The organism is Shimia haliotis (assembly GCF_900114415.1).
GTDB lineage: Bacteria > Pseudomonadota > Alphaproteobacteria > Rhodobacterales > Rhodobacteraceae > Shimia > Shimia haliotis.
Genome location: NZ_FOSZ01000010.1, coordinates 1 through 22,903, shown reverse-complemented (window position 1 = coordinate 22,903; position 22,903 = coordinate 1). Strand labels below are relative to the sequence as shown.

Below are 22,903 nucleotides of genomic sequence, written 5' to 3'. Positions count from 1 at the left end.
GCGGCATTTAGCTGGCCACCGACCGTGGCGTGTAAACCATCGGCGCGCCTTCGCGCTCGATGATGCGGGTCTGGCTAGAGCCTAGCAGCACAACCGTGCGCATGTCCGCCATATCCGGTGTCGTCTCTTGCAGCGGTACAATCTTGATTGTCTGATCCGGACGCGACACGTTGCGGGCAAAGATCATCGGGCGGTTGTCGCCACAGGCGGCCTTGAGCGTTTCCAGCGCCTTTTCAAAGCCTTCTGGGCGGGATTTGCTGCGCGGATTATAAAAAGCCATTGCAAAATCCGCCTCTGCGGCGAGGCGCAGGCGTTTTTCAATCAAGGCCCAGGGCTTGAGATTGTCGCTGAGGTTGATGGCGCAGAAATCGTGTCCCAAAGGCGCGCCGCAAGCGGCAGAAGCCGCCAGCATTGCCGTGATGCCAGGTAGCACGCGGATGTCCAGGTTGCGCCATTCCGGCTTGCCATGCTCCACGGCTTCGAAAACGGCGGCGGCCATGGCAAAAACACCCGGATCGCCGGAGGAGACCACTACCACACGTTTGCCTTCTGACGCCATCTCGAGCGCATGCTGTGAGCGGTCAATTTCCACGCGGTTGTCGGACGGATGGAGGGTCAGGTTGGGGTTCTGCGCGACGCGTTCGACATAAGGAATGTAGCCAACCGCATCGGTGGCCTCTGCCAAAGCGGCTTGAACCTGAGGTGTCACCAGCGCGTCATCCCCGGGACCGATGCCAACGATCTGGACCCAACCACTCATGGCCGCCGTCCCTGTCCGTGTACAACAATGATTGAGAAGTAAGGCGTCACGTCTTCGACCATCTCGCTGAGTTTGATGACGTTTTGGTTCGGCATCGTGGCATATTGCACGATCCACGCGTCGTCAAAGCGTCCTGCCGTTTTTAACGCGCGCACGACTTTTTCGAAATTGCTGCCGATTTTCATCACGACCAATGCATCGGTTTCGGAAATGTGGTGCGTGAGCTTAGCTTCATCCAGCGTTGCCATCAGCACGGTCAACACGTCGTCGCCCCATGTGATTGGCGCTTCGGTTGCCGTCCATGCGCCGGACATGCCAGTGATCGCCGGCACCACCTGCACGGGCACAACGTCGCGCAGGCGGGCATAAAGGTGCATGAAAGAGCCATAAAAGAACGGGTCGCCCTCGCAGAGCACCACCACATCGTCACCCGACTGCGCCAAGGCGATCAGGTGTTGCGTAACCTCTTCATAAAAGGTCGACAGCGCCTGATTGTAGCGCGGGTCCGAAAGCGGGATTTCCGTTGTGACCGGATACTCCATCGGGAATTCGATTACGTTGTCGGGCAGCAAATCTTCGACGATCTGGCGTGCCTGACCTTTGCGGCCAGCCTTGCGGAAAAAGGCGACGTGTTTCGCACGGCTGAGCAAGCGATGCGCGCGCACGCTCATCAGATCGGGATCACCGGGGCCGAGGCCGACGCCGTGGATTGTGCCTGTTTGGGTCATTCTTTACGGCTCGCGATTGCGTTGATGGCGGCCACGGTCATGGCGGAGCCGCCAAGGCGGCCCTCCACGATCATGCAGGGAACGGGTTGGTCGGCCCAAAGCGCGTCCTTGCTTTCTGCCGCGCCGATAAATCCCACGGGGCAGCCGATGATGGCCGCGGGGCGCGGACACGATGGGTCTTCGAGCATGTTAAGCAGATGAAACAGCGCCGTGGGGGCGTTGCCGATTGCGACGATGGCCCCGCCCAAACGATCGCGCCAATGCTCGAGTGCAGCGGCGGAGCGTGTGTTGCCGATCTCTTTGGCAAGCTCATATATGCCGTCAGCATGCAGGGTGCAGATCACCTCGTTATCAGCGGGCAGGCGCGGGCGTGTGACGCCTTCGCTGACCATGCGTGCGTCACAGAAAATCGGCGCGCCGTTTTCCATGGCGGTTCGGGCGGCGGCCACCATTCCGGGGCTGAATTTGACGTGCTGTTCAAGGCCGATCATGCCGGCTGCATGGATCATGCGCACCGCGACTTGCTCTTCGTCTTTGTCAAAGCCCGCAAGGTCTGCCTCACGGCGGATGGTAGCAAAGCTCTCGTCATAGATCGCCTGACCGTTTTTTTCATATTCATATGGCATCAAAGCTCTCCCAAAGCTTTAGACAAGGTGTCAGGCGCGAGGCCGGTTTTTACGGGCTGATCCCATGGCGCGCCGTTGCGAACAAGATCAAACGCACCGTCACAGCCCACGAGGGTTGTGGCACAAGGGCGCGGTCGGGCGCAGCCTTTGGCACAACCGCTGACATGGAGCGGTCCGCGTGTCTGCGGCGCAAGGCGGCGCGCGGTCTGTCTGGTTTCAACGGTGGCGGAGGTGCAAAGCGGCATGCCCGGGCAGGCGTCTGCGCTTAGCAGAGGATCTTTGGCATCGGTGATGAAATGTGCCGTGTCCATCCCGTCGGTCCCCTCCAGCAGAAAGAGCCGCCACGGTGTGACGCGCAGGGCGGTGGCGTGGGTAGCGGTGAGCAGGTCGATCATTTTGTCGGCCTCGACTTGGCCAAAGGCCGCGCCAAAGACTGTGCCAAGATGGGTTTGGCCGGGGAATAGGCGCGGTGCCGATGCGGCAGGCAGGGCAGCCTGCCAATCAGCTGGCAGGGTGTGCAACATCACATGGCGGGCCATGCGGCGGTTTTCGGTGCCGCCGGTTTTGACAAACCAGTCTGCCATTTCAATCAGCGCATCCACTGCGCTGTCGGCGGTGACAGGGCGCCCTCTGGAGGCGCCATCCGCGCGCAGGATCAATGCCCCGTCGGTCGTGTGTTCGAGTCGAAAATCGGCAGAGTTGTCAGAGAGTTGCGGTGCGCCATCAATGTCGATGGCAAAACCCATTTTCGCGGGCAACTCAGGCAGCTCTGCCAGCCGGTCAATCAAGGTGAGCGCGATCTGGTGGGTGGTATCCCCTTTGGCCCACATAGGCGGCACAAGGACATTGCGACGGCTTTCCAGCGCGGGATCGTCTGGCAACAGATCGAGCTCCGCAAGCCGGTTCAGTACTCCTTGGTGGTCGGTTTCAGCGACCCCACGGATTTGCAGGTTGGCGCGGCTGGTGAGGTCAATCAGGCCTGAGCCGTATTCAATAGCGGCTTTGCACAGGCCCAGTATTTGCTCGCGGGTCAGTCGCGCCATGACCGGACGCACCCGCACGACCAGGCCGTCACCCGACATCATCGGGTTGTAGGCGCCGGGGCACCATCCCTTGGCGGCGGGGCGGCTCATCAGAGACGCTCCAATTCGGCAAGGATGGAATTGCGGCGGGTGGCCCAGAGGCCGGCATCGTGCAAAGCCGCAAACCGGCCGCGCATGGCGGCCAAGGCTTGCGGATTTTCGCGCTCAAGAAAGGCGATGATGTCGTCATTGCCAAGCGTTGCATCGTGATAGGCGTCAAATAACTGTGGCGGCACCGCTCCAGCGAGATTGGCGAAAGCGGCCATGTGATCCAGCGTGGCGGCTATTTCTGCGCCCCCGCGGAAGCCATGGCGCATCATGCCCGCAAGCCAGTCAGGATTGGTCGCCCGCGCATGCACCACACGCGCAATTTCTTCCGTCAAAGAGCGCGCCCGCGGTTTTTCCGGATTGGTGTTGTCGACGTGATAAAGATTGGCCTCACCGCCGGTAATGGCCTGAGCCGCGGCAAAACCGGCCTCATGCGCGGCATAGTCGCTGGCGATCAGGATGTCGGTTTCCGGCAAGTCTTGCAGGTGAACAAAGCTGTCTGCAGCCCCAACGCGGGCGCGGATCCCGTCGGCGTCTTTGGTGATCTCACCGGTATCCAGCGCATAGGACGACGCATTTAGCCATGCTTCGCCGGCTGCTTTGCGCCCTTCGTCGGAATAGTTTTCGATCTCATGCCCCATGCCAAGGCCATAGCTGCCAGGCGCAGGGCCATAGACGCGCGGCGCGGTGATGCGGCCTGCGAACGGGTTCCAATCGGCGGATTCGTCACGTTCTGACAAGGCTTTGACCGCTTGCCCAAACAAGGTGGACAGCGTTGGGAAAACGTCGCGGAAGAGGCCGGAGACGCGCAGGGTGACGTCAACGCGTGGACGTTCGAGCATGGCGATTGGCAGAATTTCTACACCAGAAACCCGTTCGGAACCTTCGTCCCACACAGGTTTTGCGCCCAAAAGGTGCAGCGCCATCGCAAACTCTTCGCCTGCCGTGCGCATGGTGGCGGAGCCCCAAAGGTCAACGATGAGGTTCTTCGGGTAGTCGCCTTCTTCTTGGAGATGGCGGCGCACCAGTTCTTCGGCCAGTTTCACGCCTTGGGCATAGGCGGATCGTGACGGAACCGAGCGTGGATCGGTGGTATAAAGATTGCGGCCGGTTGGCAGCACATCGTGGCGCCCGCGGTATGGCGAGCCGGAAGGGCCGGCCTCGATGCGTTTACCGTTGAGCGCGCGGATCAAGGCGTCGCGTTCGGCTTGGGCTGACGGCGTGGCATCAAAATTGCCCATGGCGGCGGGGGCTCGGCCAAAAATGTGCAACCCGTCGCCAAACTGGCTTTCTTTGATGTCGCATACAAATGTGTCGATGCGGGTGATGGCCTCAGCAAGAGTGGTGGCGGCATCCAACCCCAATTCCGTTTGCAAACCAAGCGCTTCGGCCTCGTCGCGAATGTCGGATTGCAGGCGATCGCGACGTTTGGGGTCCAGTCCGTCCGCATTGGAAAATTCGTCCAAAATGGTCTCCAGACGCGCGAACCGTTGCGGCGCGGCGGAGGCTTTGAGCGGGGGCGGGACGTGACCAAGCGTGAGCGCATTGATCCGACGTTTGGCCTGCGCCGCTTCGCCGGGGTCGTTCACGATAAACGGATAGATCACCGGCACATCGCCGATCAGCGCTTCGGGCCAGCAGGAGTCTGAGAGAGCTACGGATTTCCCAGGCAGCCATTCTAGCGTGCCGTGGGCGCCGACGTGAATTAGCGCGTCTGCTTTTAGGGTGTGCCGCAACCAGAGATAGAAGGCGACATAGCTGTGGCGTGGGGTGCGGGAAAGATCGTGGTATTCATCGTCGCGTAACTGGTCTGAACCGCGCTCCGGCTGAAGTGCGATCAGGACGTTGCCCGATCGCACTGACCTGAAGGCAAAGGCGCCCTCTGCGCAACAAGGGTCGTCCTGGGGCGCGCCCCAAACGTCATAGAGGTCGCCTTGCAGATCTTGCGGTAACGTCGTCAGGGCCGATTGATAATCCTCTAGCGGCCAAGTCAGCGTTTCGGTCAGAAGGGTTTCGCCAAGGTTGCCGTGGAGCGCGCTACCATTCGGTTCCGGCGCTTTTGTGTCAAAACCTGCGGTTGCCAAGTCTTCCAACACGGCCTCAACCGACGCCAGCGGGTCCAACCCCACCGCATGTGCCATATTCCAGTCTTTGCCGGGATAGGTGCTTAGGACGCAAGCAACACGTTTTTCAGCGTTTGACTTGGTGCCAAGGCATACCCAGCTTTCGACTTTGTCAGCGATTGCCGCGATGCGCTCTGATACTGCGCGGTGGGCAAAGCGGGAATACTCGAGTTCTGCGTCCTTTTTGCCGGGCTCTTTGAAAGAGCTGACACCGGCAAACAGGCGGCCATCAACTTCGGGCAGGACGACATGCATCGCAAGGTCAGCAGGCGCAAGACCGCGCTCGGACTCGGCCCATGCCTTTTGACGTGAGGTGGCGAGTGCCACCTGAAAGACGGGGGCATCTGTTGTGTCAAGCGGTGAGGTGCCGTTGTCGCCTTTGCCGGAGAAAGAGGTGGCGTTGACAATGGCCGCCGGAGACAGGGCGGTGAGCGTTTCGGCAAGCCACTTTGCCGATGCAGGCACTTTGAGCGAGGGCGCAAAAAGTCCGATAACATCAAAACCGCGGCCTCGGAATTCGTCAAACATGGCCTCGATCGGCGCTGTGTCGGCGGCGCTGACATAGGCGCGGTAGAACGTAAGCGCGATGAGCGGTTTGGAAGGGTCGCGGTTGGCCTGTGCATCGGTCAAGCCGGTTTCCGGAGTCCAGCCGCCATGATCCGGCAGGGCCTTTGAGCCCGGCACCGGACGCGCATACAGCCCTGCGGCCAAGGCAAGTTGCGCCAAAGCCGCCTGAGCCGCAATTGCGCCGCCTGTGTCACAAAGGTGCGTCAGGCGGTGCAGGGTTGAGGCAGGCAATGTCGAGACTTCGTCGAGCCGTTCGTCCGGTCGCCCGTCCGCCGGCAGGACCGCCAGCGCAATGCCCTTCTCCGCGGCGAGCGCCTGAAGCTGTTGGATGCCATACTGCCAATAGGAAATGCCGCCGATCAGTCGGATCAGGATTGCCTTTGCACCGGACAGCGTTTGTTCAACATATGTGTCCACAGACAGCGGATGTTTGAGCGCGGCGAGATTGGCCAACCGCAGCGTTGGCAGGTCGCCTTTGGCTCGGTGCCAGCCTGCCGCGAAAGCCCCCAAGTCGCTGTCGCTAAAGGACAGCACCACAAGATCGGCCGGGGATTGACCCAGGTCGATCGGGGTATCGGCCTCATCGAGGCCATGGCTTTCGCGGAAAACGACGTGCATGGGCGTTTAGTCTAGCAATGCCGCGCGGATGGCATCGACGTTTACGTCGTCATGTTCCGCAATCACGACCATACGACCGCGACGGCCTTCTTCCGGCTTCCAGGGACGGTCAAATTGATGACGCACGCGCGCGCCAACGGCCTGAACCAACAGACGCATGGGTTTGCCTTCAACCGCTGCATAGCCTTTGACCCGCAGGATATTGAGATCCTTGGCCATTTTTTCGATCTTGGCCGCAAAAGCCGCCGGGTCGGATTGCTCGGGCACGTCGATCACAACGCTTTCGAAATCGTCATGCTCGTGATCGTGATGCCCGTCGTGGTGGCTCGGGCGGGCGTCCATGTCGTCTTCGGCGGCGGCCTCAAGACCCAAGATGACGCGTGGATCAACTTCACCTTCCGCAACCTCGACAACAGGCAACGGGCGCGGTGCTTCTGCCAGAACAATGTCGCGGGCCTTGGCCACACCTTCGGGGCCGGCAAGGTCAGGTTTGGTCAGCAACACAATGTCGGCACAGCTGATTTGATCTTCAAACACCTCGGAAAGCGGGGTCTCGTGGTCCAGTCCTACGTCAGCCTCGCGCTGGGCGTCGACGGCGGCCACATTGGGGGCAAAACGGCCATCAGCCACGGCTTCGGCATCGGCGAGCGCGATCACGCCATCCACGGTGATCTTGGAGCGGATATCTGGCCAGTCAAACGCTTTGAGCAAGGGTTTGGGCAAGGCAAGACCGGAGGTTTCGATCAGGATGTGCTCTGGGCGCGGGTCCAGCTTCATCAGCGCTTCGATCGTCGGAATGAAATCATCCGCTACGGTGCAACAGATGCAGCCGTTGGCCAGCTCGAGAATGTTCTCGGCAGGACAGTCAGGGATAGCGCAGGATTTCAGGATTTCCCCATCTACGCCTACATCGCCAAATTCGTTAACGATAACGGCCAGACGCTTGCCCTGTGGGTTCTGCATCAGATTGCGTACCAGTGTGGTTTTGCCGGAACCCAGAAAGCCGGTGATGACGGTGACGGGCAGTTTCTCAAGGGGGGTCATTCGGGGATCTCCAGTGGGGGAATGCGCGCAATGCAGTTTTTACGGAAGTGGATAGAGCGGTCCCGCCACGGTACAAGGCCGTCCGCGGTCGCGGCGTATTTGGTGACACCTTCGGCGACAAGGTCAGCGTCCTCAGAGCCTGTGAAGTTTCCATAGACGTATGTCCAGCGCTCTGCGCCGCCGCGAATGGTGATCGAACAGCCATGGTCGCAATTGGAAAAACACTCTACGCCTTTAAGCGTCACGTTGTCGGGCAGATCAGAGGCGTTGAGAGCGTCAAAAAGCTGTGTGCCCGGGCGGGGGCCTTCGATATCGGTGGGCATGCCGGCACGACAGCTGGTGCAGACAAGCAATTCGACAGGCGCAGTGGCGTCAGTCATAGATTTCGGTCCCTCCTGGGGGACGGGGAAAGCGCGGGAATCCGACGGACAGCCCGACACCGGAAACACCCCGTCCGGTTCATGTCTTTGGCGCTGGCAGGTCTCCCGGCTTGCGGATCTCCGAGCAGGTCGCTCGTTCGGTTAGCCTGCCTTCCCGGGCTTTGCCCAGTGGCTCTGGCGAACCTCTCCGGTCACGGTCGCGGGGGCGGCTGCGCTTGCGGTGTCTTGCCGACCCCGGTGTCGCATTCCCTATTCACCTGTCATACAACAGGCACCAGCCAGCCCAACTGAGGCAGGCACCCCCCCTTTGTCAAGCAAGAGTCGCGCCCTTGACCACCTCTCAGAACAGTTCCGACAGGGTTTGGCCCAAAACCGGCCTTTGGGCCGCATCTTATCGCATTATGTTCCCGCTTGCAGGGCTTTGGGCGGCGCTTTGTGTGGCGCTCTGGCAATGGGGGGCGATTCCCGTCGCGACTTTGGAGTGGCACGTTCACGAGATGACCTTTGGGTTTGCGGGGGCGGTGCTGGGTGGCTACCTCTGGACCGCATGTCCAAGCTGGACCGGACGTGCGCCCGTGAACGGTTGGCCGGTCGCCATACTCGCGGGTCTTTGGTGCGCGGCGCGGCTTTGCCATTTTGCGGCCTTTGAGGGCGCGGCGTTTGTGACTGGGGCCTATTTTTTATGGCTGGCATCGGTTCTGGCCTTTGAGGCCTATCGGGGCCAGAAAGCCTGGCGCGTCGGGTTTATTCTTTTTGTGCTTGGCGCGGGTTTGGGGTCTTTTTCATGGAGCGCGGCCATGTTGGGGGAGGGCGTGCCGTCTTTTGCCATCGCCCTGCCAGTTGTGGCCTTCTCTGCATTGTTGATCGTCGTCGGTGGGCAAATCGTGCCCGCGTTTCTGGCGCGCGGCCGAGATGTGGCCGCGACTGATCGGACACGCGATCCGAAGTACCTATCAGGGATCGCGGTCGGTTTGATGGGTTTGGCGATTGCCGGAATATGGACGGATCGGGCCGGTTCTGCAGGTGCCTTGCTGGCTCTTGCCGTTGGGCTGATTGCGCTGCGGATGTCGCGCTGGCACCTGCGGGCGGCTTGGGGTGATCCCCTTTTGGCCATGTTGGTTATTGGCTATTTTTGGCTGCCGATAGGATTGGTCCTTTGGGCGCTGGCTTTGCTTGGGCATGAGGTGTCGGCGGCGCAGGCTGTGCATGCTCTGCTGATGGGGGCGATGGGCGGATTGATCCTTGCGGTGTCGGTGCGCTCCGTTGCGCAGCGCACGCCACAGGGGTTACGGGCACGACGCGGCACTGGGTTGGCTTTTGCGTTGGTTTTTTGCGCCACAGTAGCGCGGCTTTTGGGGCAGGTGGATATAGCGGCTGCTTTCTGGTGCGTCGGATGGGTGATTTACGTGATGTTGTTTGCGGGCGGCATGTCTGGACCGGTGCCAAGGCCCGTCTTTAGCGGTGCGCGGCACATTCAAGGGTAACGCCGCGATCCCTGCTTTTAGGGTCGCTCAGCGGCTTGCGCCTTTTGAGGGGCTATGGTTGTCTGCGCTCCAAACCCGAGACCTGTGAGGCCCCATGTCCGACCTTGACCACAACGCCCGACACACCGAAAAAATGAAGAAAATCAAAGCGGCACGGGATCGCTTGATGGCGACGAAGACCGAAGAAAAGGGGCTGATTATTGTTCACACCGGCCCAGGAAAGGGTAAGTCGTCGTCCGGTTTTGGTATGATCATGCGCTGCATAGCCCATGAAATGCCGGTGGCTGTTGTGCAGTTTATCAAAGGCGCGATGGCAACAGGGGAGCGGGCCTTTCTGGAGGAGCATTTCGCGGATGAGGTGAAATTTCACGTCAGCGGCGAAGGCTTTACCTGGGAAACTCAGGACCGCGAACGCGACATTGCCAAGGCTCAAGCGGGCTGGGAATTGGCCAAGGAGTTGATCCGTGATCCGGCCAACCGGTTTGTGATGCTCGATGAAATCAACATCGCCCTGCGCAATGATTACCTCGACATTGATGACGTGGTGGATTTCCTGCTGAGTGAGAAGCCGGAGATGACGCATGTTCTTTTGACGGGGCGCAATGCCAAGCCGGAACTGATTGAAGCTGCGGATTTGGTCACAGAAATGACCCTGCTCAAACATCCGTTCCGTGACGGGATCAAAGCGCAAGCGGGGGTGGAGTTCTGATGGCACTCAAGCGTTTGCTGACGGAATTTGGAATGGGTTCATCACTGAGGCGGCAGGACTATACAGAGGCCGCGAGCCGCGCAGCGAAAGACGCGTTGTGGCACAATTCGATCAACCTTGCCGAATTGTTTGGCAAAGACAAATCCGAGATGATCATCACGGTTGAGGTCGCGGTGCAGCAGCCAGAAATGGTGGACGCAGACGTGATCGCGGCGATCTTCCCCTATGGCCAAGTCACTGTAAAGGCAGTGAAAGGCGGGCTGAATGTGCCGCGCCCCGATGGCAATCCGACAGTGATCGCCAATGTGGCTATTTCGGTGGCTCTGGATGTGGAGGCCGCCGCATGATTGATCAACGGTTCATCATTGAAATGGGCATGGGCAATGACCAATACGGGCGGGACTATACCAAGGCCGCAGCCCGCGCGATCGAGGATGCGATCCGCCATTCCGCGATCCCGATGTTTACCGCGCTGGGCAAAGACCCGAAAGAAATGCGGGTGCAGGTGACTGTCGGTGTGCAGGAACCGGAGAAGGTGGATTGCGACGCTCTGGCCCAAAAGCTGCCGCGTGGGCGGGCCGAAGTGAAAGCCGTGTTCGGCGGTTTGAATGTGACCAACCCTGACGACGGCAACGTGCTTGTGATCGCATCCGCGGCGGTCGAGGCATTTTTGCCCAAACAGGTGTGAGATGACCAAAGCGCTGATGATTCAGGGCACGGGCTCCAACGTTGGGAAGTCGATGTTGGTGGCAGGTCTGTGTCGCGCAGCGGCGCGGAGGGGCCTGTCCGTGGCGCCGTTCAAGCCGCAGAATATGTCAAACAATGCCGCCGTGACCTCGGATGGGGGCGAGATCGGGCGCGCACAGGCCTTGCAGGCTCTGGCTTGCCGTAAGGCGTTGACGGTCGATATGAACCCCGTGCTTTTGAAGCCTGAAACCGATGTGGGATCGCAGGTTGTGGTGCAGGGTAAGCGCCTGACCACGGTCAAAGCTCGGGAATATAGCAAGCTCAAGCCGACTTTGATGGAGGCTGTTCTAGAAAGTTTTAACAGGCTGAAATCACAAAGCGATTTGGTGATCGTCGAGGGAGCGGGAAGTCCGGCAGAGGTCAATCTGCGCGCGGGTGATATTGCCAACATGGGTTTTGCGCAGGCGGCAGATGTGCCGGTCATTCTGGCTGGCGACATCGACCGAGGCGGAGTCATCGCCCAGATCGTTGGCACGCAGGCGGTGATTTCGGAAGAAGACGCCGCATTGGTTGCCGGATTTCTGGTGAACAAATTCCGTGGAGATCCCAGCCTGTTTGATGACGGTTACGACTTGATAAAAGAAACGACCGGATGGGCCGGTTTTGGCGTGTTGCCGTATTTTGGCGAGGCGTGGAAACTCCCCGCAGAAGACGCTTTGGACATCAAGAACGCAGAGCGGGAAGGCGGTCTCAAGATCGTTTGCCTTGGTTTGTCGCGGATCGCCAATTTTGACGATCTGGATCCCTTGGCGCAAGAGCCCGGCGTGTCGTTGACCATGTTGCGTGCGGGCGAGCCGATTGCGGGCGACACCGACGTTGTGATTATCCCTGGCAGCAAATCCACGCGCGGTGATCTGGCGTTTCTGCGCGATCAGGGCTGGGACGTAGACCTTGCCGCGCATGTGCGACGTGGCGGGCATGTTCTGGGAATTTGCGGCGGATATCAAATGCTTGGGCGGTGGGTGCGTGACCCTGAAGGCATTGAAGGGCAAGCGGGTGATACCGAAGGCCTTGGGCTGTTGGATGTGGAAACGGTGATGACACCGGACAAGCGGTTGACCGAAACCACGGCGGTTCATGTGACCTCAGGGCAGGCGTTTCGCGGGTATGAAATTCACATCGGACGAACGGATGGCGACGATCGAGCCAAGCCGTTTGCGCAGGTTGACGGGCGCGATGAGGGCGCTGTGTCTGGCGACGGGCGGGTTAGTGGCAGTTACCTGCACGGGATGTTCCGCGATGATGGGTTTCGGCGGGCTTGGTTGACGGCGTTGGGGGCGACGGTCGGGAATGAAGGCTACGACGCCACGGTCGAGGCCGTGTTGGATCGGTTGGCGGATCATGTTGAAGCGCACCTTGATGTGGACGCATTGCTGGCGGTGGCGCGTTAGAGATGTTTGCCACTGGCAGGAGAATTTTTTGTGGGATTAAGGCGTTAGGCGCTTTGTGCGCGGAGGTCTCGCACGGATTGACCATGCGCGGATTTGAACGCGCGTGCGAAAGTGGCCGGCGCATTGAACCCTGTGGCCAGTGCGATATCGCGCACGGGCAGCGAGGTGTCGGTGGCAAGGCGGAGAGCTTCTTCGAGGCGCATCTGCAAATACGCGGCTTTAGGGGATTGGCCGAGGTGTGCCTGGAACCTCAGTTCCAGAGCGCGCAACGAAAGGCCTACGTGCGCCGCAATCTGTGGAATTGGCAGAGGGTCGGAAAGCGTGGCCTCCATATGTTCCAGAGCGCGGGCGAGTCGCGGATTCCGGCGAACCTTGCGCGGGGCTGAGGTCAGGGTTTGGCTTCCGGCTGGCAACGGGTCGTAAAGAAACGCGCCGCCAACACGGCGGGCGAGGGGCTCTCCGAAACGGGTTGCGATCAGGTGAAGCATCATGTCGATGCAAGGCGCCGCGCCCCCTGATGTGGCAAATCGGTCGGACACGCAAAACCGGTCTCTGCGGGTGTTAACCTGCGGAAAACGTGTCGCAAATTCCTCTAGATCTTCCCAGTGAGTGGTAGCGGTTTCACCGTCCAGTAGGCCCGCGCGCGCCAGCAGCCAAGGGCCGCCATCAATGCCCGCGATGGTGGTCCCTTGCCGGGCGATGCGCCGCAATGAGGCGAGAAGCGAGGGCGTGGCGTGCTCTTCCAATCGAAAGCCAGCCACGACCAAAAGCAAATCGCAGGCCACCAGTTTAGAAATCGCAGATCCCGTGATTTCAAGGCCGCTGGTGAGGGCGGCAGGGTGGCCATTTGCGGTATAAAACGTCCAGTTGAACAAGGGTTTTGCTGCCCGTCGGTTGGCAGCGCGCATGGGGTCGACTGCGGCGGCAAAGCTGAGCGTGTTACAGTCATCCAGCACGAGGATGGCCGTGTTGAGCGCGTTTGGGTTGGGGCGAAAAATGCCGGTTTCTTCGAATTTTGTCATGTAAACTTCGTAAATTGCAAAGTGCATTGGCGCAAGCGCGTTAGGCTTGGGGCAAATCAGTTGGAGGAATCGCCATGCCCTTGGAAATGAACCGCGAGGTTTTCATCACCTGCGCCGTAACCGGATCGGGCGGGACGCAGGATCGTAGTCCTCATGTACCGCGCAGCCCTGAGCAAATTGCAAACAGTGCGATCGCAGCCGCCAAAGCGGGCGCCGCGGTCGTGCACTGTCATGTGCGGGATCCGGAGACCGGCGCTCCGTCGCGGGATCTGGCCTTTTACCGCGAAGTGACCGACCGCATTCGGGATGCCGAAGTGGATATGGTTCTGAACCTGACCGCCGGCATGGGCGGTGATATTGTGTTTGGCGGGGTGGAAGCACCGCTTCCGACCGCTGCCGGAACCGACATGGTCGGAGCCACCGAACGGGTCGCGCATGTGGCGGAATGTCTGCCGGAAATCTGTACGCTGGATTGCGGCACAATGAACTTTGCCGAGGCTGACTATGTGATGACCAACACGCCGGGCATGTTGCGGGCGATGGGAAAAATGATGACGGATCTGGGAGTTAAGCCCGAGATCGAAGCCTTTGACACCGGTCACCTCTGGTTTGCCAAGCAGTTGGTCAAAGAGGGCATTCTGGAGGCCGATGCACTTGTTCAGCTTTGCATGGGGGTGCCGTGGGGCGCGCCGGATGACCTCAATACCTTTATGGCGATGGTCAACAATGTGCCGGACGAGTGGACGTTCTCCGCTTTTGCTTTGGGCCGACATCAGATGGCCTATGTGGGGGCTTCGGTGCTCGCGGGCGGCAATGTGCGGGTGGGCCTTGAGGACAACCTGTGGCTCGACAAAGGCGTGCTGGCTGAGAATTGGCAACTGGTGGAACGTGCCGGCACCATCATCGAAAACATGGGCGCGCGGGTGATTGGACCGGCTGAAGTGCGCGAGAAACTTGGCCTGACGAAGCGCGCGCCGAAAGGGGCGTAAAAGGAGCCAAAAAGACGGGCTGTATCGCGTCGGTATTACGTCGGTATCGCGTCGGTGCGGATTTCGGAATGGATTTGGCCTTGAAAGCAGAGGCGTTCGTAGAGACCTGAGAAGGAGAGCATGATGAAAGGAACCCCCATGCGCCGAAATCAGATGTTTGCGTTCGCCTTGGCGGCCATTGCCACTCTGGGAACGACAACCACCGCGACTGCCGAACGCTATCGCGATCGCAGTGTCGAGATCACCGCGGTCGAGACGCTGGATCTGGACCGATACCTAGGCAAATGGCACGAGATCGCAAGATTTCCCAACCGGTTCGAAAAAGGCTGCGAAGGGGTGACTGCCGAATACGCCTTGCGCGATGACGGAAAGGTTTCGGTGCTAAACACCTGTCGAGAAGGCGGCCCGTCGGGGCCGGCCAATTCGGCGGAAGGGGAGGCCTGGGTTGTCGAAGGCGGCAAGTTGAAGGTGACATTTGTGCCGTGGTTGCCGTTTGCCCGAGGTGATTATTGGGTGTTGTGGATTGATGAGGCTTACTCGGTGGTAGCGATCGGCAATCCGTCTGGCAAGACCGGCTGGATCTTGGCGCGTAGCCCGAAGATTTCAAAAGAACAACGTGCGGCTGCGGAGGCTGCTCTGACAAAAAATGGCTATGACGCCAGCAAACTTTACAACGTGGCACAACCGCCAGGTTGATCAAATACACACGACGGGAGACAAGCGTGAGCAAAACAGCAGCGATCATCGGCGGTGGCGTAATCGGGGGTGGATGGGCCGCGCGATTCCTATTGAACGGTTGGGACGTGCGGGTGTTTGACCCCGACCCCGAAGCACAGCGCAAGATCGGCGAAGTGATCGACAACGCGCGAGCAAGCTTGCCGGGGCTGAGTGACACGGCAATGCCGGCAGTAGGCACGTTGTCCTTTCACGAGACAATCGCCGAGGCCGTTGAGGGCGCGGAGTGGATCCAGGAAAGCGTGCCGGAACGGCTCGATCTGAAGCAGAAGGTGTATGCAAGCCTTCAGGAGCATTGTGCGGCCGACGCCATTCTGGGCAGCTCGACCAGCGGTTTCAAACCAAGCGAATTGCAAGAAGGCACCGTGCGTCCCGAACAGATCGTGGTCACGCATCCGTTCAATCCGGTCTACCTGATGCCTTTAGTGGAGTTGGTGCCAACCGACAAAAACCCTGCAGAGGTGATTGAACGGGCCAAGGCGACGCTCAAGGGCGTGGGCATGTTCCCGTTGCATGTGCGCAAAGAGATCGATGCGCATATCGCCGACCGTTTCCTTGAGGCGGTGTGGCGCGAGGCGCTGTGGCTGGTGAAAGACGGCATTGCGACGACTGAGGAGATTGACGAGGCCATCCGCATGGGATTTGGCATCCGCTGGGCGCAGATGGGGCTGTTTGACACCTATCGCGTGGCAGGCGGCGAAGCAGGCATGAAGCATTTCATGGCGCAGTTTGGCCCCGCGCTGGAATGGCCGTGGACCAAGTTGATGGATGTGCCGGAGTTCACTGATGAGCTGGTTGAGCTGATCGCGGGGCAGTCGGACCAGCAATCCGGTCACATGACGATCCGTGAGATGGAGCGCATTCGCGACAACAACCTTGTGTCGATGATGCGCGCATTGAAGGCGCAGAATTTTGCCTCGGGTGCGGTGCTGAATGCGCATGACGTGAAGTTGTCGGCAGAGGCGGGCATGGTGCGTAGGGCGGCAGACATTGCCGACCCGAGCCAGCCGATTGTCACCGTGCGCCGCGCGGTGCCGATTGATTGGCTGGATTACAACGGACACATGACCGAAAGCCGCTACCTGCATGCCTTTGCCGATGCGTCGGACCGGTTGATGGAGATCATCGGCTGCGATCAGGATTATATCGCTACGGGCGGGTCGTTCTTTACGGCGGAAACCCACATCCGCCACATTGACGAGACCCATTTAGGATCGGTCATTGAGGTGCGCACGCGGGTTTTGATGGCAGAAGGCAAGAAAATGCACCTCTGGCATGAAATGTATGCGGGTGACTCTCTGTTGGCGACGGGGGAGCATATCCTCATCCATGTGAGCCTTGAGACACGCCGTCCCGCGCCGTTTAGCCCCGAGATTGCCGCAAACCTGAAGTTGATCTCCGAGGCGCAGGCGCATTTGGCCGCGCCAGAAGGCGCTGGCCGCTATGTGGGGCAGCCACGATGAGCGGGCGTGTTCTGATCACCGCGGGCGCATCCGGCGTCGGGCGCGCGATGGCAGAGTCGTTTGCGCGCGATGGCTGGCAAATCTGGATCGCGGATATGGACGCGGCGGCATTGGATGCCGCGCCGTCCTCGTGGATGCGGTCGCAAGTGGATGTGAGCAATGAGGCGGCGGTCAAAACCTTGTTTGGCGAGGTTCTGGAGGTCTGGGGCGGTGTCGATGCGCTTTGCGCAAATGCCGGTATCGCAGGGCCCACGGCGGCAGTTGAGGAGATAAAATTGCAAGATTGGCAAGCCTGTGTGGCGGTCAATCTTGAGGGAGCGTTTCTGGCAGCCAAATATGCCGCGCCACTGATGAAGGCGCAGGGCGGGGGGGCGATTGTGGTGACCTCCTCGACGGCGGGGCAGTATGGCTACCCTTATCGTGCGCCTTATGCGGCGGCGAAATGGGCCGTGATCGGGTTGACCAAAACGCTGGCTATGGAACTCGGGGCTTATGGTGTGCGCGCCAACGTGATTTGTCCGGGCGCGGTCGAGGGGCCGCGGATGGAAGGTGTGTTGGAGCGTGAGGCGGCGGCCAAGGGTATGACCCGTGACGCGGTCTATAACGGCTATGCCTCCGGCACCGCGATGGGTTCGTTTGTCGAAGGGCGCGATATCGGTGAGATGGCGGCGTTCCTGTGCTCGGACAAGGCGCGTTTGGTCAGCGGGCAGGTGATTGCCGTAGATGGGTTCACCGTCAATCCCGACCCAAAGGTCTAGCGCAGTATCCGGCTGCGGGGTGTAGGCAAGCACCAAAGGCCACATAGGCGGCCTTTGGTGTTTTGGCTTTGCCGCTCTTCCACTATCCTGTCGGCGAGTTGGAGCGAGTGAGCAAAGAACCTATGCGTGTCGCGATCATGCAACCTTATTTTTTTCCTCACCTGCCATATTTTCAGATGGCGGCGGCCGTTGATCTTTTTGTTGTTCTGGACACGGTGCAATACATCCGGCGCGGTTGGGTGAACCGCAATCAGGTCTTGCACGACGGGCGGCCACGGTACCTGACCGTACCGGTGGCGTTGCAACCGCGTACCACGTTGATCAAAGATATCAGGCTGGCTCAGGATGCCGACCGTGGGGGGCGCCGGATTGTGAACCAGTTGCACGCGACTCTTGGGGATGCGCCTGCGTTTGAGGGTATGATGGATGTGGCGGCACCGGCCTTGGCCGAGATTAAGCCTGCGCGCGGTCTTGTCGATGTGAACCTTGCCGGACTGGCAGAGGTCTTTGGGGCGCTTGCGATATCAACACCGGTCATTCGAGCAAGCCAGCTTGCGCCGCGGGATAGGGAAACGGCGAGCGCGTATCTGATCGCGCTTTGCCGAGAGGTCGGCGCAACCGAATACGTGAATGCTGCGGGTGGCCGCGCGCTTTATGACGCGGCAGAATTTGACAGGCACAACATCTCGCTGCGATTTGTTGAAGGCGCGCCCCGCATGGCCGCCGAGGACACCGGACACTCTATTCTCAACGTGCTTGCGCGGAACGAATTGTCCACGGTGCGGACTATGTTGGGGGACGTCGCGCTGTTGTCCTAGGGCATGTGTCGGGACAGAAAAACGCCGGCGGGGGTGCGCCGGCGTTTGTGGGGTTCTGAGGGGCAAACTGCGCTGTGAGAGGCGGGTCTGACCGTGTTGTTGGATCGCTTAGCTGTCGGGTTCGAGGCCTGTCGGTCCCTTGTGCAGCTTCTCTCTGAGGCCCTGAATGATCTTGAAGAACACCGGACCAAAGATCGAGCCAAACAGCGCCGCTGCGATACTGCCGCCAAAGACTGCAATACCCAGCGACGACCGCGCCGCGGAGCCCGCGCCGGAGGCAATCACCAGCGGATACACCCCGACCGCAAAGGCCAGCACGGTCATCATCACCGGACGGAAACGCAGGCGCGCCGCCTTCATGGATGCGGCGTGCAGGTCCAGCTTGACAGTTTCGCGTTGTTGCTTGGCGAATTCGACGATCAGAATGGCCGTCTTGGCCGCGAGCGCCAAAAGCATCAGAAGGCCGATTTGTCCATAAAGGCTAAGCGGTTCACTGGCGATGGTCAGGGCAACCAATGCGCCCAGTATGGCGAATGGCACTGACATCAGAACGGCGATCGGCGTCAGGAAGGATTCATAGAGCGCTGCCAAGAACAGGAACGTAAAGACGAGAGATAAGGCCAGTGCAATTGGCACAGCATTTCCGGAGGCACGTTCCTCGTAGCTGGAGTCGGTCCATTCGAACTTATAGCCCGGCGGCAGGGTCTCTGCGGCAAGTGTTTCCATCTGATCCATCGCGTTGCCAGAGCTGAAACCCTGTGCCTGGTTGGGCACGCCATTGATAGTGGCCGAGTTGAAGCCGTTGTAGCGGTACATCACGTCCGGTCCCAGCTCAGGGACAACCTGCAACACTGTGCTGAGGGGCACCAGTTCGCCGACGTTGTTGCGCACATAGAGATCGTTGAGCGCTTTTTCGTTTTGCCGGTAGGGGGCATCAGCTTGCAGCATGACCTTATAGGTCTGGCCAAAGAGGCTGAAGTCGTTGACGTACAGCCCGCCAAGCTGGGTTTGCAGGGTCAGGAAAACATCGCTGATCTTGACGCCCAGAGTTTTGGCCCGCAAACGGTCGAATTCAAGCTTGAGTTGGGGGCTGTCGGTCTTGAACGTGCTGAAGGCGCGCGCGATTTGCGGGGAGCTGTTTGCCTCGGCAATCAAACCGTCGATGGTGGCCTTCAATTCGGCAGGAGGCCGACCTTGGGTGTCTTGCAGCACAAAGCTGAAGCCCGAGATGGCGCCAAGGCCCGGAATGGCCGGTGCACCGAACACGATCATCTGCGCTTCGGGCATCTCGGCGAATTTCGCCTGATACTTGCGTTGCAGCGCAAATTGATGAGATTCCGGCGAGCGGCGGTCGTGCCACGGCTTGAGCTTCGCAATCACCATGCCTGCGTTGGATTGCAGCGCGGTGTTCAAAAGGCTGTAGCCATTCACAGACAGCACGTTTTCAATGTGCTCATCCTCGCCAAGCATTTCGGTGACGCGGTCCATGATGACCTCTGTACGGTTCAAAGACGCACCACCCGGAAGCTGCACATCAACGATGAAGAAGCCTTTGTCTTCGTTGGGGATAAAGCTCGTGGGGACGCGATCATACAAGGTATAAAGCAGCCCCATGAAGCCGACGACCAAAAGCAGAGTGACCCAGATCTTGCGGCATAGGAAATCGACCAGAGCCACGTAACCTTTGGTGACGAAGTCAAAGCCCTTGTTGAAGCCTCGAATGACAAAATTGGGCTTGTGGCCATGCGTCATCAGAACACTGGCAAGGGCAGGGCTGAGGGTCAGAGCGTTGATCATGGAAATCAGCACCGACACCGTCAGTGTCGCGCCGAACTGGCTGAACATGCGTCCGGTGATCCCGGGCAAAAGCAAGGTCGGTCCGAACACGGCAACCAGCACCATTGAGGTCGCAACAATGGGGGCTGTCACTTCTTCCATGGCAAGCTTGGTGGCTGCCGGCGCGGACAGTTCCGGTTGCTCGTGCATGATGCGTTCGACGTTTTCGACCACAATGATCGCGTCATCGACAACAATCGCAATCGCGAGGATCAAGGCAAAAAGCGTGACCGTGTTGATGGTCATGCCCGCCGCAAATAGAACCGCGAGCGTACCAATGATGGAGACCGGAACCGCAATGGTCGGGATCAGGGTGGCCCGAACTGTTCCAAGGAAGAGATACGTCACCAAGACCACCAGAACGATGGTGAAGATCATGGTCAGAACGGTTTCCTCCAGCGATGCTTCGATGAACAACGTGGTGTCGTGACCTACCACATAATCGACGCCTTCAGGGAACAGAGGCTTCAGTTCTTCCATCTTGTGTTTGACAAGTTCGGCAACCTCTAGGCTGTTGGCTTCGCCCAACTTATAGATGGCCAAAAGAACACCCGGCCCGTTGTTGAATTCGCCATAGCCTTTGTAGACTTCGGAGCCCAATTCGATGCGCGCAACATCGCGCAGACGCACCACTGAGCCCGCTTCATTGGCCCGCAAGATAATGTCGCCAAAGTCCTCTTCGTTTTCGACAAGCCCTTTGGCCGTCAGGACGTATTGGAAATGGGTTTCATCAGGGCTTGGTGCGGCGCCCAATTGGCCAACGGCGGCCTGAACGTTCTGTTCCTTGAGTGCGGCAATCACATCCGTGACAGAGATATTGCGGTTGGACATTTCGATCGGGTCCAGCCACGCGCGCAGACCGTAGTCCAGTGCGCCGATAATGCTGGCTTCGCCGACGCCGGGGATGCGGGCCAGTTCGCCGGCCACGTTGATCGTGGCGAAGTTGGACAAAAACACCCTGTCAAACCGGTCGTCTGGGGACACGATGTTCACAACCATGAGGATGTCGGGGTTGCGTTTCTTAACCTTGACGCCGCGTTGGCGCACCTCGGCTGGAAGAGTGGGAATGGCCAGCGCCACCCTGTTTTGCACATCCACCTGAGCGAGATCGGGGTCTGTGCCGATTTCGAAGGTCACAGTCAAAGTGTAGCTGCCGTCGCTGGCCGCCTTGGAAGACATATAAACCATGCCCTCTGCGCCGTTTACTTCATCCTCGATCGGCGCACCAACCGCCTTGAGCACCGTGTCTGCGCTTGCGCCGGGGTACAGCGCGCGCACCACCACTTTGGGTGAAGAAATGTCGGGGAACTGGTCCACCGGCATCACCACAAGCGACAGGGCGCCAAACAGCGTGATCAGAATGGAAATGACGAACGCAAACTTGGGTCGTTTAATAAAAAATGCTGGTCCCATGGAAGGTCTCTCGCTCAAAATCGCTGTTGATGCCGATCACTCTTGATACGGCTTCGGTGTAACGGTTGCGCCTTCGCGTACTTTCTGAAGGCCCTCCACAACAACAGTTTGGCCTTCTTCAAGACCGACTGGGACTGTCCAGTCGCCACCGTCCCGAATACCGATCTCGATGTTCTGGCGGCTCACGGTGTTATCCGCGCCAACGACCCAGACATAGTAGCCCTGCTGGTCAAAGCTGATTGCTTTTTGCGGAACGAGCATGGCATCGACAGCTTCGATCAGAGAGCCGCGAACTGTCACGTTCTCTCCTGGCAGTAGGACACCTTTGGGGTTTTCAAATATCACGCGACCAGCAATTGTGCCGGTGCTGGCAATGGCGGTGTTGTCCCAGTTTTCGAACACACCGGTCAGAGGGTAGGTTGTGCCCCCTGGCAAGACCAATTCGATTTCCAGAGGCGGAATGCTCACACCGGCGTTTTCGAGGTTGAGCCGGCGGGCCAGAAACTGAAAATAGTTTGCCTGATCGACAAGACCAGTGGCGTAGATCGGGTCAAGAGAGACTAGCTCTGCCACAGCACCGGGCTGAGTGGGATCGCCAGGCTGGAAAAGGTCTCCCTTGGCGTATTTTGCTGCGCTGATACGCCCATCAAATGGGGCTTTGACCACGGTGTCGTCAAGGTTCTTGCGGGCGCGCTGCAGGCGTGCCTCGGCAATCTTCACCTGTGCTTCGGCAACGTTTTTGTTGGCCAGCGCGAAATCAAGATCCCGTTCGGATATGGTTTCAAGGCTGACAAGGCGTTCCGCGCGTTCAAAATCGGCAACCGCCTTTACGGAGTTGGCCTGTGCCTGAAGCAGGTTGGCCTCGGCTTCCGCCAGCGCGATCTTGTAGTCGGTCTTGTCCAACTCAATCAGAAGATCACCCGCTTTGACATGTTCACCGGCGTTGATGTGAATCTCGGTGATCTGGGCGGAGATAAGGGGTCTCACACTTGCCGTGTTGATGGCTTCCAGCTTGGCAGGGTGCTGAAATGAGGGAAAAATGCTTTCTGCTTTGACTTGTTGCACCAGAACGACGGGCCCATCCTCAGAGGACGCCATGCCGGTCTGTGGCGAAAAAGCAATTATTGTGTAAAACGCAGCAGTAAGCAGGTGTTGGGTTTTCTTTGCGAGGCCCATTCTGGATCTCCTAAAAGCAATTCAACGAAAAATGACTTACCCGCAGCATAGATCTGAAATTCCGCCTGACAAGAGGACGGTCGTGAGAAGGAACAACGCGGTTCGTATCTTAAATTCGTCGATGTGGAGCTGTTTTTGACTTGGTCCAAGTGCGGGAAAGCGTTTGCAAGAGAGCCGGTCCTGAGGGGCTGATGTGGATCAGGCGCGGTGATCAGGGGGCGCTGGTCAGGTGGGTGACACTTGGTCAACCGAGCGGCTATGTCAGACGAAAACACTTGGATGGATGAAAAATCGCGACCCCTTTTTTGGGGTCGCGAAGTTTTTTGCAGGTATCAGTCGCCCACGGTGTTGGTCATTTTGTCCATGACCTGCTCGAGGGAGAAGCT

At 59.2% G+C, this 22,903-nt stretch carries 20 protein-coding genes and 1 riboswitch; of the genes, 10 read left to right on the top strand and 10 right to left on the bottom strand.

Translation table 11 applies throughout. The annotated features are described in order from the left end of the window. Positions 1-7: 7 nt before the first annotated feature. The 7 genes from cobJ to BM069_RS17690 are packed head-to-tail and all read right to left on the bottom strand — an operon-like array spanning position 8 to position 7,976. A complete protein-coding gene (gene cobJ, locus BM069_RS17720; protein ID WP_093325700.1) occupies positions 8-760 on the bottom strand; it encodes a precorrin-3B C(17)-methyltransferase in 753 nt (250 codons plus the stop codon). Next, entirely contained in the window at positions 757-1,488 is a 732-nt protein-coding gene (gene cobI / locus BM069_RS17715; RefSeq protein ID WP_093325699.1) for a precorrin-2 C(20)-methyltransferase, read from the bottom strand. Before cobI ends, cobJ begins: the two co-directional genes overlap by 4 nt. Further along, positions 1,485-2,114 carry a precorrin-8X methylmutase gene (locus BM069_RS17710; protein WP_093325697.1) on the bottom strand — a complete coding sequence of 210 codons (630 nt, stop codon included), beginning with the start codon at positions 2,112-2,114 and terminating at the stop codon, positions 1,485-1,487. Before BM069_RS17710 ends, cobI begins: the two co-directional genes overlap by 4 nt. Then, positions 2,114-3,247 (bottom strand): cobalamin biosynthesis protein CobG, encoded by a 1,134-nt coding sequence (locus BM069_RS17705; RefSeq protein WP_093325696.1) that lies wholly within the window; start codon positions 3,245-3,247, stop codon positions 2,114-2,116. The genes BM069_RS17710 and BM069_RS17705 overlap by 1 nt, the downstream gene beginning before the upstream one ends. Continuing rightward, positions 3,247-6,552: a cobaltochelatase subunit CobN gene (gene cobN, locus BM069_RS17700; RefSeq protein ID WP_093325694.1), complete on the bottom strand. Its 3,306-nt coding sequence runs from the start codon at positions 6,550-6,552 to the stop codon at positions 3,247-3,249. Before cobN ends, BM069_RS17705 begins: the two co-directional genes overlap by 1 nt. Positions 6,553-6,558: 6 nt before the next feature. Beyond that, positions 6,559-7,596, bottom strand: a complete 1,038-nt coding sequence (cobW, locus tag BM069_RS17695; protein WP_093325693.1) for a cobalamin biosynthesis protein CobW — start codon at positions 7,594-7,596, stop codon at positions 6,559-6,561. Continuing rightward, entirely contained in the window at positions 7,593-7,976 is a 384-nt protein-coding gene (locus BM069_RS17690) for a DUF1636 family protein (RefSeq protein ID WP_093325691.1), read from the bottom strand. The genes cobW and BM069_RS17690 overlap by 4 nt, the downstream gene beginning before the upstream one ends. Before the next feature lie 78 nt (positions 7,977-8,054). Further along, positions 8,055-8,270: riboswitch (cobalamin riboswitch) on the bottom strand. Positions 8,271-8,305: 35 nt separating this feature from the next. Between BM069_RS17690 and BM069_RS17685 the strand changes: the two genes are divergently transcribed. The 5 genes from BM069_RS17685 to BM069_RS17665 all read left to right on the top strand — a co-directional run bounded on the left by BM069_RS17685 (position 8,306) and on the right by BM069_RS17665 (position 12,307). Beyond that, entirely contained in the window at positions 8,306-9,460 is a 1,155-nt protein-coding gene (locus BM069_RS17685) for an NnrS family protein (protein ID WP_093325689.1), read from the top strand. A 94-nt stretch (positions 9,461-9,554) separates the two neighbouring features. Next, positions 9,555-10,169 carry a cob(I)yrinic acid a,c-diamide adenosyltransferase gene (gene cobO / locus BM069_RS17680; protein WP_093325688.1) on the top strand — a complete coding sequence of 205 codons (615 nt, stop codon included), beginning with the start codon at positions 9,555-9,557 and terminating at the stop codon, positions 10,167-10,169. Then, the gene (locus tag BM069_RS17675; RefSeq protein ID WP_093325686.1) at positions 10,169-10,516 is read left to right on the top strand and encodes a Lin0512 family protein; all 348 of its coding nucleotides are present in this window, start codon (positions 10,169-10,171) and stop codon (positions 10,514-10,516) included. The genes cobO and BM069_RS17675 overlap by 1 nt, the downstream gene beginning before the upstream one ends. Next, entirely contained in the window at positions 10,513-10,857 is a 345-nt protein-coding gene (locus BM069_RS17670; RefSeq protein WP_093325685.1) for a Lin0512 family protein, read from the top strand. The genes BM069_RS17675 and BM069_RS17670 overlap by 4 nt, the downstream gene beginning before the upstream one ends. Position 10,858: 1 nt before the next feature. Continuing rightward, on the top strand, positions 10,859-12,307 hold the full coding sequence (locus BM069_RS17665) for a cobyric acid synthase (protein WP_093325683.1): 1,449 nt from the start codon (positions 10,859-10,861) through the stop codon (positions 12,305-12,307). A gap of 44 nt (positions 12,308-12,351) precedes the next feature. Here the strand turns inward: BM069_RS17665 and BM069_RS17660 are convergent, their stop codons facing one another. Continuing rightward, on the bottom strand, positions 12,352-13,329 hold the full coding sequence (locus tag BM069_RS17660) for a GlxA family transcriptional regulator (RefSeq protein WP_093325817.1): 978 nt from the start codon (positions 13,327-13,329) through the stop codon (positions 12,352-12,354). Between the two features lie 74 nt (positions 13,330-13,403). Here BM069_RS17660 and bcoG point away from each other — a divergent pair, with 74 nt between their 5' ends. The 5 genes from bcoG (at position 13,404) to BM069_RS17635 (ending at position 18,092) form a co-directional block, all read left to right on the top strand. Then, entirely contained in the window at positions 13,404-14,318 is a 915-nt protein-coding gene (gene bcoG / locus BM069_RS17655; protein WP_093325682.1) for a 3-dehydrocarnitine:acetyl-CoA trimethylamine transferase BcoG, read from the top strand. Positions 14,319-14,441: 123 nt separating this feature from the next. Further along, complete coding sequence (locus BM069_RS17650) at positions 14,442-15,014, top strand: lipocalin family protein (RefSeq protein WP_244503660.1); 573 nt, start codon at positions 14,442-14,444, stop codon at positions 15,012-15,014. A gap of 26 nt (positions 15,015-15,040) precedes the next feature. Continuing rightward, the gene (locus BM069_RS17645; RefSeq protein WP_093325680.1) at positions 15,041-16,516 is read left to right on the top strand and encodes a carnitine 3-dehydrogenase; all 1,476 of its coding nucleotides are present in this window, start codon (positions 15,041-15,043) and stop codon (positions 16,514-16,516) included. After that, positions 16,513-17,274: an SDR family oxidoreductase gene (locus BM069_RS17640; RefSeq protein WP_093325679.1), complete on the top strand. Its 762-nt coding sequence runs from the start codon at positions 16,513-16,515 to the stop codon at positions 17,272-17,274. The genes BM069_RS17645 and BM069_RS17640 overlap by 4 nt, the downstream gene beginning before the upstream one ends. A gap of 107 nt (positions 17,275-17,381) precedes the next feature. After that, on the top strand, positions 17,382-18,092 hold the full coding sequence (locus BM069_RS17635) for a WbqC family protein (protein WP_139216239.1): 711 nt from the start codon (positions 17,382-17,384) through the stop codon (positions 18,090-18,092). 108 nt (positions 18,093-18,200) lie between these two features. Here the strand turns inward: BM069_RS17635 and BM069_RS17630 are convergent, their stop codons facing one another. Continuing rightward, complete coding sequence (locus BM069_RS17630; RefSeq protein ID WP_093325675.1) at positions 18,201-21,341, bottom strand: efflux RND transporter permease subunit; 3,141 nt, start codon at positions 21,339-21,341, stop codon at positions 18,201-18,203. Between the two features lie 36 nt (positions 21,342-21,377). Continuing rightward, the gene (locus BM069_RS17625; RefSeq protein WP_093325672.1) at positions 21,378-22,517 is read right to left on the bottom strand and encodes an efflux RND transporter periplasmic adaptor subunit; all 1,140 of its coding nucleotides are present in this window, start codon (positions 22,515-22,517) and stop codon (positions 21,378-21,380) included. Positions 22,518-22,903 lie beyond the last annotated feature (386 nt).